Origin of the sequence: Aquihabitans sp. G128, from assembly GCF_019048865.1 — a bacterium.
Classification (GTDB): domain Bacteria; phylum Actinomycetota; class Acidimicrobiia; order Acidimicrobiales; family Iamiaceae; genus Aquihabitans.
In genome coordinates this window covers 4,142,629-4,156,859 of the sequence record NZ_CP077604.1, presented here as the reverse complement: position 1 = coordinate 4,156,859, position 14,231 = coordinate 4,142,629, and the positions used below count along the sequence as shown (strand labels likewise).

Below are 14,231 nucleotides of genomic sequence, written 5' to 3'. Positions count from 1 at the left end.
TGGCCCCCCGACGTTGTGGTCGGAATCGATACACGGCGCACCTCCTCGGTGAAACCCGTGTTGGGAGACCGGAGGCCGACGAACGGTGTGGGAGCGACGAGGAGATGGCACCGCCGTGCCCGGTCTGTTGGGGGGATGGCCCACTGGTCGGGCCTACGAGACCGTCACGACCGAGGCCGCGACTCGTGAACGGAACGCTACGTACCGCCCGGACGCCTGGCAAGGGTCTGTTCTCCGGATGGCGCACGCTCAGGCTGCGAGCGGCTCGAGGTGGCGGAGCTTCGACTCGGCCTGCAAGCGGCGGAGCGTCATGGCGTGCACCGTGACGCCGGCCGCTTCGGCCTCGTCGGCGAGCGGTAGGCCGAACACCCGGGTGCGGACGATCGTGCCCAGGGTCGCGGCGGTCACGTAGCCGGTGTCGACGCCTCGGATGATGGCCTCGAGGTCGAGGCGGGCGAGGACCCACTCCTCCGGGTTGGGCGACTGCGTTGCCTTGGGGGCGAAGCGTCGCTCCTCGAGCATGCCGTCGGCGGCGAACTCGTTGAGGTAGCGGCGGCGGGTGTTGAGAATGACGGACGGAGCGATGCGACCGGGCAACTTCGAGGCGGTAGTCGCGGATCTCCTGCCAAGCGATCCCGATGATGTCGTCCATGGCGCCGGACTGCCACGTGCGCCGGTCACGGGCGATCTTCACCAGACCGGGCAGGAGCGCCTGCAACGCAACCCGAGCGGCGAGCTCGTCGTTGCGGCCCTCGCTGACCAACGCCCGCAGGATCGGCTCAGCGGCGCTTCCGTCCCGGCGACGGTCCAGCAGGTCGTCGAGGCTGCTGCAGGGTCGCAGCGCCGGCTGGCGAAGCGCCCACCGGCGCAGCGCCCGGTTGGCTTCGGGTGACGCAGCGATCTGCTGCCACTCACGGTCCAGGACTTGATCGATGTCTACGGGCATTCGGGGCACCTCCAGTGTCGGTTGGTGCCGGACCGTCGCGCCGCGTGTTCCCGGTTTCGTTCCTGCTTTCGTTCCTGGTCGGAAGAAATCTCGTCCCGGTCCTCGTGTTCTGCTCGACGCCCGGAGAGATCCCGAACATGCCGGCGCATAGGGGGCATGAGCAACGAACCGGTCCTGACCATCCACGCCGTGCCCCACCGAAACCCGCAAGTGCGCCAAGTCGGCGTCGGGCTCGACGACCCCTACGTCGAGCAGTGCTGGACCCCGATCCTGGGGCCCAGCTCGGTCCTGCTGCTGCGCCGGATGCCGCTCCTGTGGCAGCACGCAGATCCGATCGAGATCCCGATGACGGAGCTGTCACGTTCCATCGGCCTCGGCAGTGGCACCAGCGCAAACAGCCCCATCCAGCACACGCTCGACCGGCTGGAGCGCTACGGATTTTGCCGCCAGAGTCCCGGCGGCCAGATCGCCGTGCCAACGACCGCCGGGCCGCTGTCGCTGCGGCAGCTCGAGCGGGTGCCGGCGTGGTGTCAGCTACAGCACGAGGATCTATGGGGCCGCCACCTCGACGCCCTCGCCGCCGGCGAACCGCCGCCGGGGCTCGAAGTTCGGCCGGACGCCCACGCCCGATCCCAGCCAGATCTCAGCCCCCACGGCCCCGGCCCTGCCGGGCCGATGACCCCGTCTCGGACCGTCCCGGTCCACCCCCACCGCACCGCTCCGCTCGGCACCCGAGGCGCCGCGCTCACCACCCACGCAGATCACCCCGACCAGCGTCCACACACTTGCAGGTTTCCCTTCGGGAAACCTGCGGTGCATCCCGCTCCGGTGTCCCGGTGAGGTTCACCGTCACCCCGCTCGGCTCCTCGGGGAGCCGCTCGATCGACAAGGTCGTCGCCGCCATCGTCGACTACCTCGCCGTCCCACAAGCAACCCCGAACTTCGAGCCCGCTCGACACGGGCACCGGCACCTCGTCGTCCGGGGCCTCCTCGTACTACGCCGACGGGGGCGACGGACCTGGACGCTGGCTCGGCGCGCAGGCGGCGGCGTCCGGGCTCTCGGGCCTCGTCGAGGCCGAGGACTTCTCCAAGGTGCTCGCCGGTCGAGACCCACGCACCGGCGAACGCCTGATCTCCGCACGAGGCTCTGCAGGCCGCCGAAGTGACCTCGGCGCCGGCAACGAGACCAGGCGCGACGACGCCGGCCAACCGCTGTACGACGCCCATGATGCGGCGACCGTGCTCGGCGTCTCGGTTCGGGAGTCGACTCGGATGATGGAGATCGGAGCTCTGCTCTCCTACGGCCACATCGGTGACCGGGACACCGACCGGGACGGATCGGCCCAGGTCACAGCGCTACGGGACGAGCCCGTCCCGGTCCCTGTCCCGGTCACATCCATCGCCGGCCAGCCTGGGCGAGGGGGCGGTCCCGGTGAAGATCAAGCCGACCGGGACGCACAGACGGCACCGGAGGATGGCGAACAGTTCGGCGCAGCCTCGAAGCAACAGCCCGGACCCGACGGGGACCAGATCCCGGAGCAGCCCGACGGCTCCTACCTGGTCCCGGTGATCGACCGGGACGGGACGATGTGGGTGACCGAAGCCGAGCTGGCTCGCTGTGAGTCGGCCAGAGCCGAAGGACCTGACCCCTCGGTCATCGCTCGGGGCGGACATGCCGGCGACAGCCTCCCGCTCTCAGAGGCCGCCCGGCTGGTTGGGGTGACCGCTCAGTACCTCCGGCGATTGGCGGCGCGCTGGGAATCACAACGGGACTCGATCGAGGCGACCTTGGCCGAGGGTCGCGAAGTCCACCAGGCGTGGCTCCCCGCTCACCGTGGCACCAGAGGCAGGTGGTTCGTCCGGCGGGACGATCTCGTCGAGTTCGTGCACCGGCGGCGGCCACCAGCAGTGCGGGTCGGCTACGACGTGACCCTCACCACCGAGAAATCCCTCAGCGTCCTCGCCCTGCTGTCCGAGCCCGACGTGCGCGAGGCAGTGCTCGGCGCGATCCGCAGGGGAAACGATGTGGCGCTCGGCTGGTTCGAGGAGCGTGCCGCCACGACCCGAGTGCGGGGTGAGACCCTCCAAGGGGCCGGGTGGACGGTTGCCTCGTTCCAGCACCTCACCAGCCGAGCCCTCGACCCGTTCACCCACCACCACAACGTGGTCGCCAACACCGTCGTCGGCCCCGACGGTGAACGACGGGCACTCGATGCCCGAGACCTCTACCGCCACGCACAGGCCGCATCCGCGATCGCCACAGTCGAGATGCGACACCGTCTCGCCGCCCTGGGCATCCGCTGGCGCATCGGAGCTACCGGGTCCTGGGAAGTCGACGGGGTCCCGGACCCCGTGCTCCGGGACTTCTCTCGCCGGCGGACCGAGATCGACGAAGCACTCTCCGAGCTCGAAGAGGCCATCGGCAGAGGTGCGCAGCCAGACGATGTCGATCACATCGTCCTCAAGACACGCCAAGCGAAACAGCACACCCCGGTCGACGAGTTGCTCGACGGATGGTGGGAGCGGGCCCGAGCCCACGGCTTCACCCCCGACGACCTGTCGTCCATCACGCAGCAGAGCCCCGATCGGAGCCAGCCGGCCGACACGACTGTTTTCGGGGTGCTCACCGGCTCCGACGGGGTCTGCGCAACCACGTCGGTGTTCGGACGCAACGAGCTGCTCCACGGGCTCGCCCACCTCGGCATCCCCGATGCCAACGGCGAAGTTCAACCCCTCGCCATGGCCGCCTCGGACCTCCAGGCGCTGGCCGACCGCTTCCTCGCCAGCCCCCACGTCCGGCAACTCACCGAGCCTGAGGGCCGTGACGACGGCCAGTTCACCACCGTCGCCGCGCTCGCCGTCCAGGAAGGGATCGTCGCCCGCTACATCGAGGGGCTCTGCTCCCGGCACGGCGAGGTCGACCCCGAGGTCGTCGCCGGAGCGATCGCTCGCCACCCCAAGCTCAGCGCCGAGCAACGATGCCTGGTCCGATCGTTCTGCCTCTCCGGCGATCAACTCCAATGCGCGATCGGACGCGCCGGCGCCGGCAAGACGACCACCATGGCCGCAGCCGTGGACGCTTGGCAGCAGGCTGGCTTCAAGGTCCTCGGTGCCGCGGTGAAAGGGGAGGCGGCTCGCACCCTCGCGTCGGCCGCCGGGATCACCTGCGAGACCGTCGCCTGGCACCTCGCCCACACCGACCCCACAAGCTCACCGCTGGATGCCCGCACCGTCCTCATCGTCGACGAAGCCTCCACCATCTCCGACACCGACCTCGACCGACTCGGCTGGCTCACGGAACAGACCGGCGCCACCCTCCGGCTCATCGGCGACCCCGCCCAACACGGAGCCGTCGCCGCAGGCGGCATGTTCCGAGTCCTCTGCGAACACGACGCCGGCACCACTCCCGAGCTGACCGAGAGCCACCGCCTCCAGCACCCCGCCGACCGCCTCGCCGTCGACGCCCTCCGAGAAGGGCGCATCGCTGAAGCCCTCGACGCCCTTCAAGGCGCCGGACACCTCCACATCGCGCGGGACGACCTCGACATCTACACCGCCATGCTCAGCCACTGGTGGAACGCTCACCAGGCCGGCGACCACCACCCCATGGTCGATCGCCGCAACACAACCCGCCACCAACTCAACCGGCTCGCCCACCGGCTCCTCCAAGCCAACGGCGAGGTCGGCGCCGCCGAGCTCAAGGCCACCGGCGGCCGAGCCTTCTCCGTGGGTGACCGCATCACCGCCCGCACCCCGGCCCGCCACCTCCACCCCGACGACGACCCCGCCTCCTACGTCCGCAACGGCGCCACAGGAACGGTCACCGCGCTCCACGAGCGCCACGACCGGACAGCTGAGGCAATCACCGTCGACTTCGACGACCTCGGGACCATCAAGCTTCCACGCAGCTTCTTCGACGAGCACCAAGGCCCCGACGGTCGACGAATCGTCGGCATCGATCTGGCGTACTCACTCACCTCCTACGCCGTCCAAGGAGCCACCTTCGACACCTCCACCAGCCGCATCGACGAGGGTGCCAACCGCCCCGAGGCCTACGTCGACACCACGAGAGGCCGCCACGCCAACCACCTCTACCTGACCCGGGCCACAGACCCCCTCGACGGCGAACACCTCCCCAAGGCACCCCCACTCCCCCTCACCGCATCCATCACCGATCGGCTCGCCCGATCCGGCCCCCAGCCCACCGCCTGGGAGCTGCTTCAAGAGCGGCCGCACGGTGCCCCGGAGGCCCCGTCACTCGAACCAGAACGGTGAATCAATCGAGCGGCGGCCGCTTCCGACAGCGAGCGGCGGCCCGATTCCTCGCCACCCCCAGCTCACCCGGCTCAACAGGCTGCGGATCGATGCCGAGGTCGGCGATCGCCACCGCCAGCCGGGCCGCGAGAACTGGCTCCGCCCACTGGTGACCCTGCACGAACTGGATCAGGTCGCCAAGGTGCGGGACGCCGGGCTCGGTGGAGCGCTCGTCCATCGGGCCTGAAGCGAAGACGAGGGCCTCGATCAGTGCCACCACCGGCTCTACCGAAGCTGCAGTGAGCAGCCGAACGAAGCGGTCGTGTCCAGCGACGGTGCCAGGCTCACCGTGCGCCACCGCCAAGCCCGGGCAGCTGCCGCCGCACCCTCCCTCCGGAGCCGGGTCTTGACGTCTCGGTACGGTTGCCACGTCGGGACCTCCTAAGGGTCTCGGCCAGGCCCGGGGCGGCGCCAACCGCGCCCGGGCCACCTGTTAGCCCCAACGGTACGACCGTCTAGGTACCTAGTCAACGGCTAAGTGTGCCGCTCCCCTGTCGTACCGTTCTGACGTGGCCGACCTCGTGGACCCAGCAAACCTCGTCGGTTCCAAAGAGATCGCCGACCGCCTCGGCCTGTCCCACACCGAGTCCGTCCACACCTGGCGCCGCAGATACCCCGACTTCCCCCAGCCGATCGCCGAACTCCAGGTGGGCCTCATCTGGAACTGGCCCGAGGTGGCCAGCTGGGCGGAGGCAACCGGCCGAGGCGCAGGCACCCAAGGCTGACTCCGCCAGGCTGGACGGGGCGAGCGGCCAGGCGTGCGAGATCCGAGAGATTTCGGTCTGGCCGAGGCATAGGGGGCAAACGACCGGACCGGAAAGGACCAGGGTGATGACCCTCGACACCAACGAGGCAGAAGTGATGACCGTCGAGGAGGCGGCCAAGATCCTGCGCATCGGACGAAACGCGGCCTACACACTCGCTAGGCGATACATAGCGACGGACGGCCGCGAGGGCCTACCAGTTCTCGTACTTGGCCGGACGCTACGGGTGCCAGCCAGTGCGCTCCGGGCCATGGTCCGGTTGCCGCTTCCGACTCAATAAGCGCCGGTTGCCTTCGTGCGCAGTCAGAGAGCTGGGTCTGGGCCGACTCTGATCGTCGTAAGGATGCGGGCCTCCGCGATCATCTCGTCCGCCAACGACAGCGCCTTCCGCCGAGCGATGCCCGTGGTCCGTGCGATGGAGGCTGCCGCCTGATTGCGCCAGAGGGCGTCCCACGTGTCCTTGAAGCCGGTGTCGGGGATCTCGACGTACAACTTCTGCTTGTCGGGGTCGTGACGGAGCCGGTCACCGGGCTTGCCTGCCTGGAGGTACAACGCTGCGGCGTTCAGGGCTGCGTCGACAAGCAGGGGCTGCGTGTCGACATCGAACAGCAGGAGCGCCTTCCCATCCATCGGGCGCAGGAAGGTGATCTCCAGGATCACTTGGTCGACGCGGCCCTTACGGGTTGCCCACCGGATGTTGACGTCGCCGGGCGGCAGGTGACGGGAGATGCGGATGATCTCTTCGAGGTCCGGACGTTCGGTCGTGTCCAGAATGAGGACGGCGATCCCCTTACCCTCGAAAACCGATCCTGCGATGAGACCGTCACCCACGATGTCGACGAAGTCCTTCTCAGGGAACGTGACGTAGCTGTTCCCGGCCCTAGGGCCTCTCGCCATTATCCACCTCCCGCAGTGCAGCGGTGACGACGCTCTTGACGATTCCTCGGCTGTCGGTCACGTGAAGCTCAAACCGTTCGACTGGTCGACCGCTGGTGACCTCGTCGTCGACCCGAAACAGGTACGAACCGGCAACTGCGCCGTTGGCGGGCATCGCTGTCGGGACTGGCAGCGCTACGAACTCGGGCGGGCAGTCCGGCAGAGCGATGGTGGCCGGGATCTGTACCGTCAGGACATGGTCGTCGCGGCCCTTGTAAGTGAGCCTGAGCTCAACCCGGGTGAGTGTCCCGTCTCGATCGGTCGGGTTCGTCGCCAGGACCTTCAGGGCGAAGTTGCGCACGCCACGGGTCCGCCACGCTACGCCGTCGAGTAGCTCCAGGTGGAGCTTTGGGTCGCGGCGGGCCTCTTGGGCTTCGGACACTCCGAGCGCCCTCCGGGCCGTCGACCGGGTCGACAGCCCGAGGAGGAGGCTGCAGGAGGCCATCACAGCGGAGACAACAGCCATCGGGAACGTCCACGCTGGCGTCGACCCCGCCAGCACCAGCCCGATCACGTCCATCCGTTCATCATGGCTGCCGAACGAACACGGCACGCCGACACAGACCCGGCGAGGCCGGTACCTCGACAAGCAGGCACATACGACGCACATCTCCGGCGGACCCTACGGACCTGGCAGCGGTTGGCAACGCGACCGGTGCGGCATCCTCCGCCCGAGGACGCCCAGATGAGCGGGCCCCACCCAATCGGTGGCCCGAGCTCCCCTCGCGTGCCAGCGATCTCAGGAGTTCATTCCGACGTGGAACGACGGAATGCCGGCATGTGGGGCGTCGTCGGCGACCAGCTGCCGGACACTGCCCCAGGTTCCGGTCGCAATGAGCTGCGCCCGCTCCTTCGGGTCTGCCCTCGGGGGTCGGTTCGGTTCAGGGGTCGCAGCGTCGTCTGGATGATCGGTCTCACGGGCCAGGGCGCGGGCGTCCCAGGGGGAGTCGGCCAGAATGACCCGAAATGTGGCGTCACCGAGGTCTCGCTCGGTGGGCGTGAGGGTCTCAAGGCGTAGGGGCCATTCGTCGCTGCCGACGACGTCGATGAACAGGCGGTCAAGGGTGTCGACGTGGCACTCTGCGGGCCGGTTACGCACGAGCCATTCAACAGTCTCCTCGACGGTCGCCGGCCCGAACAGGTATCGGCTGGGCAAGACCGTCTGGTCGAACCAGGTGTGGCAGAACTCGGGCGTGTCCTGATCGCAGAGTCCGAAGACAACGCAGGTAGCACCCTGTACGTCGGACTGGTCGGCGAGGAACGACTCCACAGACATCGTCGACCGACCGCCGTCCGTGCAGGCAATGATGGTCGGCCGTTGCAGCACGGGAGCCGGGTAGTGCTTGCCGCCTGGAGTCGGGCTACCCCACAGTTGGTTGATGAGTTCACCGGTGTGACGTATCGACTCTGCGATGCCCGAGGGCCCACCAGTCCAAGACCCAGTTGGGTGCGCGGCTTCGTGACGAAGGCCTAACAGAGCGCTCTCCTTGACCCGGTTCGCTTGGCCTCGCAGCAGTCCGTTGGAGCGGGCCCACTGTCGTAGAGCTGACAGCGACCCGTTGAACTTCGGCTCGATGCCGGCTTGTTCGACTTTCCAGCCTTTGCCCCGCTTGGGCTGATGGCCGACGAGGGCAACGACGTCGCCGTAGGTGATGACAGGGTCGACCACCACAGTGCCGTCTACGTCGACGAAGGTCAGGTGCCCGTCTGCGAACGCGACGAACCGCTCCCTGAGGGCGAGCTCGAGCACAAACCGGCTGAGGGTCTCGGCGACCGTGAACAGGTCGTAGTCCAAGACGCCGTAGGCGAATGTGAGCCGGACACGGTTCATGGCCGCGACGGTGGCACTAGGGACGTCGCCGACGAGCTCGGGCCAGGCGACCTGGTCCTGGTGGACCCGGACGGCGTCAGCCTCGTTCATCATCCCATCCATCGCAAACCCCCACGGCGTTGACCGCTGGGACCGTTCGTCGATCGCCCGCAACTCATCTAACGACTTGATTTTCATCCCGCCCTCCGCTCTCCAGCTGCCTGAGCGATCGTCAGCCAATCAGGTTTGGCGCCGACCGACTACACCAGTTCAAGCTCCGGGAGATGCCTCGGAGCTCCGGCCAGCGGTACTTCCGTCCTACACGTCACCGCCGCTGAGACGACCGACCCCGAGGAGGCGAGCCGAGTCCAGCCGACGGCGCGGAGCGAACGATCGCCGCCTCCTGACCGGCTCGGGCAGACGGCGCACGATGAACTCGTTCGACCCCAATGGCAGTCGGCTGTTCACTTAGGCGATGACCGCCCTGCCTGCGCCCGTCCGGGGCCTCTACCAACTTCCCACGCCGATCTGGGTGGCGGTCGACCTCCTCGGGTCGGCACACCCGTCCGTGGTCGGCGGCATCGACGTCACGATCCACCTCCCGCTCGCCGGCCCGACGATGAACGACCCGGCGCCGGTGTTCGCTCCTGGCCTGGCAGATGTCGTTCCTCCTAGGTTCGGCGGCGAAGCGCCGCACCTCTGGCACGGTCCACCGCCTGGCATCCCTGACACCCCTGCCGCACCTGCATCAGCTGTCCTCTTGGTCGTCGAGCACGTCGACGAGTCGTTGCTCCCGGGCCCCAGCCGCGGCGTCGGCACAAGGGTCGAGGACCGAGTCGCTGAGGCGCTACGCATCGGCGTCGAGCGCTGGTACCTCGTTCTGTCGGCCTGGGTGGAAGTCGCAACCCAGCAGGATCTCGGCTTTGAACATCCGCTGTACACGGCGGAGGTGCAGGGCGCCGGTCTTCACGTGTGGGCTGACCCTGGCAAGGAGATCGGCGGCCAGCGCATGATCCTCCACACCCCCCACATCGCCCCGGTTCGCGAGAATCTGTGGGTCCACGCTCTGAGATCAGCCGGCGACGGAAGCAACCCCGCTCTCGAACTCATGCTGCTCCGTGAGGCGAGGGCAGCCTGGGCCCGCAACCTGCGCCGACCATCCGTCCTAATGGCCGCTATGGCGGTCGAGACGTGCGCCAAGAACCTCGGTGCTGCTGGAAGCGGCCTGCACAACCTCGTCAAGGGGTTGGTCGATCTCGATCTGCTGCCGGAGACCGCCGTCGACCTGACGAGCTCTGCGATCAGGTCGGCGCGAAACGACGTGATTCACGAGGGTTACGACCCGACGAGTGCAGAGACCTTCGCTGCGGTCGAGGCTGCCCAGCAGATCATCTTCGAGGCACGCGAGGCCTCCCGCCGCAGCAGGTAGGTCGTCTTCATCACGTCCGCTTCCGTGAACGCCACGGTTCCCGCAGAGACAATCTGCCCGCCGGGCTCGACTACGAGAGACTGGTTGATGCTGCGAGCAACGCGTTCGTCATGCTTGACCTCCTCGACCGGCCGGGCCGCCTGCTGCCGCCGGTCTCTGCTCCGCCACCGGGTGAGGAGGGTCCCCTCAATACTCGTGGCTGATCTAGGGTCCACTCTCTGACGGGGGAGCGGAGGCTGTTGTGGCTGACGAGGCGGAAGTGGTGTGGAACCGAGCCGTGTGGGGGCTGGGTAGCTGATGCCCGTTCCCGCGCTCACGGTGCCCGATGGTCTGTTGCCGCTCGGCCGATACGCCTGCACCCGTGCGGAGATGCGTGCGGCCTTCGTTGACGCTGCCTGGGCACAGGCGTCGACGACGCGCTCCGACGTCTGGAACGACTTCGAAACGGCGACCGAGCAACTGATCCGCGCCACGTCGCCCTCGCTTATTCAGTGCATGTGGGTCGGCGGCAGCTTCGTCACGGACAAGCTCAACCCAGACGACGTTGACGTGATCTACCTGCTGAAGGCGAGCCAGCACTCTGCTATCGGGTCCAGCAAGCGACGCCGCATCCAAGAGATGGTGGGCCGCAACGTCCTTCGGGCCAAGACAGGACTACGTGTCGACCTGTTCACCATCGTGGCTGAGTCGGTCGTGGACCCGTCAAAGATGACCGCCAGCGACCGTTCGTACTACCAGGCTCGCGGCCACTGGGACGACTACTGGCAGCGCCTTCGCCTCGGCGCAGACAAGCAGGCTCCCCCTACACTGGCGGAGGCTCAACCTCGCCGAGGGTACCTGGAGGTGACGTGGTGACCGACCAGCGCACCAAAGCCGACGCCCTCGCTGCGTTCCTCTCGCTTGAGAACAAAGACGACGCGGCCCCGCTCTCCGCAGCCGAGCTCAACCAGTTCGCCCTGGCATCGCTGTCGCAGGGCGGTGCTCCCTCCGACTGGCACGAGCGGCGTGTGGTGTCGCCCGGCGTGCCTCGGCTCGATCTGAGACTTCACGGAAAGGCGATCGATGGCCACAGCGCTCCCGTCCGTCTGGCCACGCGCGCCCTCACCATCGTCCAAGACCTCGTCAGCGTTGTTGGGATGGCCCATCGCAACAAGAAGAGCCTCTCCGGAGCTATCCCCAAGGACATCCTGCAGGCGACGGAACTCAACCTGAACCCAGCCGCCACGCCCGGGTCGCTCATCTTTGAGCTGCGAGGCAACCTGGCGCCCATCAATGGCGACGAGATTCCGGGGGCAGACCCCGGGGTGACACTCGCTGACCTCGCGGCGGCCGACATCTTCCGACTGCTCGACGCGGCAGACTCAGGCGACGATGGCTTGATGCTGGACCTGCAACGGCTCGGCCCTCGCGTGGCGACCCACTTTCGCCGCCTCTGCGCGCTGACTCTCTCTGAATCGCTTCTGCTGGATATGCGATGGCAACAAGGCAATGGGGCCATGATCTTCGGCCAGCTCGCCGAAGCAAGTGCCGGCGAGATGGAGCGAGTCATCACCAAGAGCAAGTTCACGAGCGAGCGCATCACCCTGCGCGGGCACATGATCACGATTAGCACCGAGGACAAGCTTGTGCTGCGTGATCAGAGCGGCAACCGAGTCCGACTCGTTGAGGCCGAGAGCTTCGACCAGGATCCTGCGAACTTCTACGACAAGGACGTTGTCGCCGAGGTCGACCTCGAGGTCGAGGAACATCCGACCACCGGTAGAGACAGGCCCGTCCATCACTTGGTGCGCCTCACTCTCGATGACGGCAGCAGCACCCCAAGGCCAGAGCAGCTCTCGATCTAGCCGACAGGCACTTGCGCGGTTGCGTCCGGCCCAGCGTCGCCTGACCTGTTCATTGGCCACGGCCTCAGTGGTCATCAGCCAGTCCAGACCTGCACGCCGAGATCGGGTGCCGCTCAAGTCGGTCTTGTTGAAAGCGGACCGCCCGGCCGACCAGGTACTTCTACCCGGCTCCAGTGATGACCCCTACTACGCCATCGACTCGGCCACAACGGATGCTCTACGCGCTCACAAAAGCGCACGAAACTCGGGCTCCAGCAGATCGACCTGCACATCTTCAACCAGACGCTCCCCGATCCTCAGGATCGAGCATCGGCTGCGACCGAGCGGGAGCCCTCCCAGATCTGACAGTAGAAATCGCAGTAGAAATTTGGGCCCCGAACGCAAGAGAGGCCCTTCCCGGTTTTCCGGGAAGGGCCTCTGACCTGCACTTCTTCGCCTTGTTAGATGGTGGCGGGGGCAGGATTTGAACCTGCGACCTTCGGGTTATGAGCGGCACGGTCACCGTTCCCACCCGTCCCGTTCCGTACCTCGCAGTACCTCTGAGCTGGGCTTATATGAACCGGGCCTACCGGCGTGTACCAACTGCTACCGCTTCGTACCGCCTGGCACTGTAGAAGAAACTGTAGAAGCCAGCGACGCTCGATCCTGGCGATTTCGGGAGCTCTTGACGGTCTCCTCGGCCGCGTCTTACAGGGGGGGTCGGGATGACCACGACGGGGACCGGCGACCGTTCCACGATCGTGCGACTGACCGAGCCCAGGACCAGACCCTTGACGCCACCCCGGCCACGGCTGCCGACGACGACCAACGCAGCGCTCGCCGCCTGGCCGAGCAGCCCCGGGATCGGAAGGTCGTTCACCGGGACCAGGTCGAGTAGGTCCCGTCGATCTTGCGGAACGACTGCAGCTGCAGCGTCGAGCGTGGCCTTCGCATCCTCCTCGGTCGTTCCGACTGGTTGGTCGGAACCGCCGATCCCGAGGTAGGACCAGCAGAGAACGACTCGAACGCGGGCGCCGCGGAGGTGAGCCTCGTCGACGGCCCAGGCGAGCGCAGCCACGGAGTGTTGCGAGCCGTCGATGCCAACCACGATGTCTGAGTTCACAGGCGCAGGCTACTCCGCCACTGACCGAGAGCTGCGATGGGCTCGGCCGAACGGAGCCTGGTCAACCTGACGCTGCACGGCTCATTGGCAGCGATGCAGGCGCTCCATGGCGTTCGCATCCGAGACCGGGGTTCCTGCGCCGAACGCAGAGCTGAACTGACCAAGGGATCCGTCGGCGCACCGCAGGGCGAAGAGAATCGCCTGGTCGTCGGGGTTGGAGTCTCCCTCGAACCGAACGATGTGGTCGATCTCGATGCTCTCGGGCTGGTAGCTCGTACCGCAGGCCCTGCAGACAAGGTCCCCCGCGGCAGAGGCGGAGAAGTCCGAGCCGTACCCTTCGGCTCGAAGCCTGTGGGTGGCCTCCACCATCGTCTCCATCGGCACGGGCCGGTTCGGGTACGCGTGGCGGACCGCCACCGGTTCGCTGCCGCAGGCTGCCGTGATCACCTCAGGCTCGACCGAAACCATCTGGCATTCGTGGGAGGAGTCGTCGGTGCCGTGCAGGTAGGTGCGCAGGGTCTGCACCACCAACGGCAGTGACGCATCTCGATGCTGGACCTCGATGCACTCGCCGGTGATCGACGCGTGAACGTCCACGACCCCGGCGAGGTCTCGGACCCGGGTGATCGCGTCGTTGAAGCACTGCGGGCAGTTCGCTCCCGGCACACGTACCTCGACGGCCTGGGTCCCTGCGGCGACCGGGTGGTGGCCGCCGCTCACGGTGTGGCCGCCGGTGCCGGCGGAAAGCTCGGTGCGAGGAAGGCGAGCAGGGTCAGTCCCGTTCCGCCCGTGTTGGCGATGCGCAGTTCCTCGTCGCCTCGGTACTTCACGAGATCTCCGACGGCGACCGCCACCAGCCCGTTGTCGGTGTCGAGCTCGCCTGCTCCTTCCACGACGTGGAGGAAGAGGTCAGAGGCACCGTGGGTGTGCGGCGGGAGGGCCTGACCCGGGCTGAGGCGGATCATCCGCACGTTCGCGTGGGTTCCGGCGAGCACCTCGACGGCAACGATGCGGTTGGTGTCGTAGTCAGCAATCTTGGTTGGTCGAACGAGTTCCATGGGGTGTGCCTTGCTGTTGGTGGGCGAA

General features: G+C 67.4%; 15 protein-coding genes and 1 pseudogene. 8 read left to right on the top strand and 8 right to left on the bottom strand.

The genetic code is table 11. From position 1 onward, the window contains the following. Window positions 1-249 precede the first annotated feature (249 nt). Window positions 250-597, bottom strand: coding sequence for a hypothetical protein (locus tag KSP35_RS19905; RefSeq protein WP_216997510.1), 348 nt, complete (start codon window positions 595-597; stop codon window positions 250-252). On the opposite strand from KSP35_RS19905, the gene KSP35_RS19900 reads away from it, so the two are divergent. The 4 genes and pseudogenes from KSP35_RS19900 (at window position 584) to KSP35_RS19885 (ending at window position 5,221) form a co-directional block, all read left to right on the top strand. Further along, entirely contained in the window at window positions 584-892 is a 309-nt protein-coding gene (locus tag KSP35_RS19900; RefSeq protein ID WP_216997509.1) for a hypothetical protein, read from the top strand. The two genes, KSP35_RS19905 and KSP35_RS19900, sit on opposite strands and share 14 nt — an antisense overlap. A 210-nt stretch (window positions 893-1,102) precedes the next feature. Continuing rightward, window positions 1,103-1,786 (top strand): hypothetical protein, encoded by a 684-nt coding sequence (locus KSP35_RS19895; protein ID WP_216997508.1) that lies wholly within the window; start codon window positions 1,103-1,105, stop codon window positions 1,784-1,786. A gap of 204 nt (window positions 1,787-1,990) precedes the next feature. Further along, a pseudogene (gene mobF, locus KSP35_RS26225) lies at window positions 1,991-3,427 on the top strand (MobF family relaxase); the annotation flags it as partial. A gap of 21 nt (window positions 3,428-3,448) precedes the next feature. Beyond that, on the top strand, window positions 3,449-5,221 hold the full coding sequence (locus KSP35_RS19885) for an ATP-dependent RecD-like DNA helicase (RefSeq protein ID WP_216997506.1): 1,773 nt from the start codon (window positions 3,449-3,451) through the stop codon (window positions 5,219-5,221). A 1-nt stretch (window position 5,222) separates the two neighbouring features. Here the strand turns inward: KSP35_RS19885 and KSP35_RS19880 are convergent, their stop codons facing one another. Beyond that, complete coding sequence (locus KSP35_RS19880; protein ID WP_216997505.1) at window positions 5,223-5,480, bottom strand: hypothetical protein; 258 nt, start codon at window positions 5,478-5,480, stop codon at window positions 5,223-5,225. A gap of 289 nt (window positions 5,481-5,769) precedes the next feature. Between KSP35_RS19880 and KSP35_RS19875 the strand changes: the two genes are divergently transcribed. Further along, on the top strand, window positions 5,770-5,985 hold the full coding sequence (locus tag KSP35_RS19875; RefSeq protein WP_216997504.1) for a hypothetical protein: 216 nt from the start codon (window positions 5,770-5,772) through the stop codon (window positions 5,983-5,985). Window positions 5,986-6,327: 342 nt separating this feature from the next. Here the strand turns inward: KSP35_RS19875 and KSP35_RS19865 are convergent, their stop codons facing one another. The 3 genes from KSP35_RS19865 to KSP35_RS19855 all read right to left on the bottom strand — a co-directional run bounded on the left by KSP35_RS19865 (window position 6,328) and on the right by KSP35_RS19855 (window position 8,968). Next, entirely contained in the window at window positions 6,328-6,921 is a 594-nt protein-coding gene (locus tag KSP35_RS19865) for a hypothetical protein (RefSeq protein WP_216997502.1), read from the bottom strand. Then, the gene (locus tag KSP35_RS19860) at window positions 6,905-7,480 is read right to left on the bottom strand and encodes a hypothetical protein (RefSeq protein ID WP_216997501.1); all 576 of its coding nucleotides are present in this window, start codon (window positions 7,478-7,480) and stop codon (window positions 6,905-6,907) included. The genes KSP35_RS19865 and KSP35_RS19860 overlap by 17 nt, the downstream gene beginning before the upstream one ends. Window positions 7,481-7,699: 219 nt before the next feature. Next, complete coding sequence (locus KSP35_RS19855) at window positions 7,700-8,968, bottom strand: hypothetical protein (RefSeq protein WP_216997500.1); 1,269 nt, start codon at window positions 8,966-8,968, stop codon at window positions 7,700-7,702. A gap of 277 nt (window positions 8,969-9,245) precedes the next feature. Between KSP35_RS19855 and KSP35_RS19850 the strand changes: the two genes are divergently transcribed. From KSP35_RS19850 to KSP35_RS19840, 3 genes are all read left to right on the top strand, one after another. Then, window positions 9,246-10,199 carry a DUF4145 domain-containing protein gene (locus tag KSP35_RS19850; protein WP_216997499.1) on the top strand — a complete coding sequence of 318 codons (954 nt, stop codon included), beginning with the start codon at window positions 9,246-9,248 and terminating at the stop codon, window positions 10,197-10,199. A gap of 297 nt (window positions 10,200-10,496) precedes the next feature. Further along, the gene (locus KSP35_RS19845; protein WP_216997498.1) at window positions 10,497-11,054 is read left to right on the top strand and encodes a hypothetical protein; all 558 of its coding nucleotides are present in this window, start codon (window positions 10,497-10,499) and stop codon (window positions 11,052-11,054) included. Further along, a complete protein-coding gene (locus tag KSP35_RS19840; RefSeq protein ID WP_216997497.1) occupies window positions 11,051-12,043 on the top strand; it encodes a hypothetical protein in 993 nt (330 codons plus the stop codon). The genes KSP35_RS19845 and KSP35_RS19840 overlap by 4 nt, the downstream gene beginning before the upstream one ends. A gap of 565 nt (window positions 12,044-12,608) precedes the next feature. Here the strand turns inward: KSP35_RS19840 and KSP35_RS19835 are convergent. From KSP35_RS19835 to KSP35_RS19825, 3 genes are all read right to left on the bottom strand, one after another. Then, window positions 12,609-13,145: a universal stress protein gene (locus KSP35_RS19835; RefSeq protein WP_216997496.1), complete on the bottom strand. Its 537-nt coding sequence runs from the start codon at window positions 13,143-13,145 to the stop codon at window positions 12,609-12,611. A gap of 81 nt (window positions 13,146-13,226) precedes the next feature. Then, a complete protein-coding gene (locus KSP35_RS19830; RefSeq protein WP_216997495.1) occupies window positions 13,227-13,865 on the bottom strand; it encodes a hypothetical protein in 639 nt (212 codons plus the stop codon). Then, window positions 13,862-14,203 (bottom strand): cupin domain-containing protein, encoded by a 342-nt coding sequence (locus KSP35_RS19825; protein WP_216997494.1) that lies wholly within the window; start codon window positions 14,201-14,203, stop codon window positions 13,862-13,864. Before KSP35_RS19825 ends, KSP35_RS19830 begins: the two co-directional genes overlap by 4 nt. Between the last annotated feature and the right edge of the window lie 28 nt (window positions 14,204-14,231).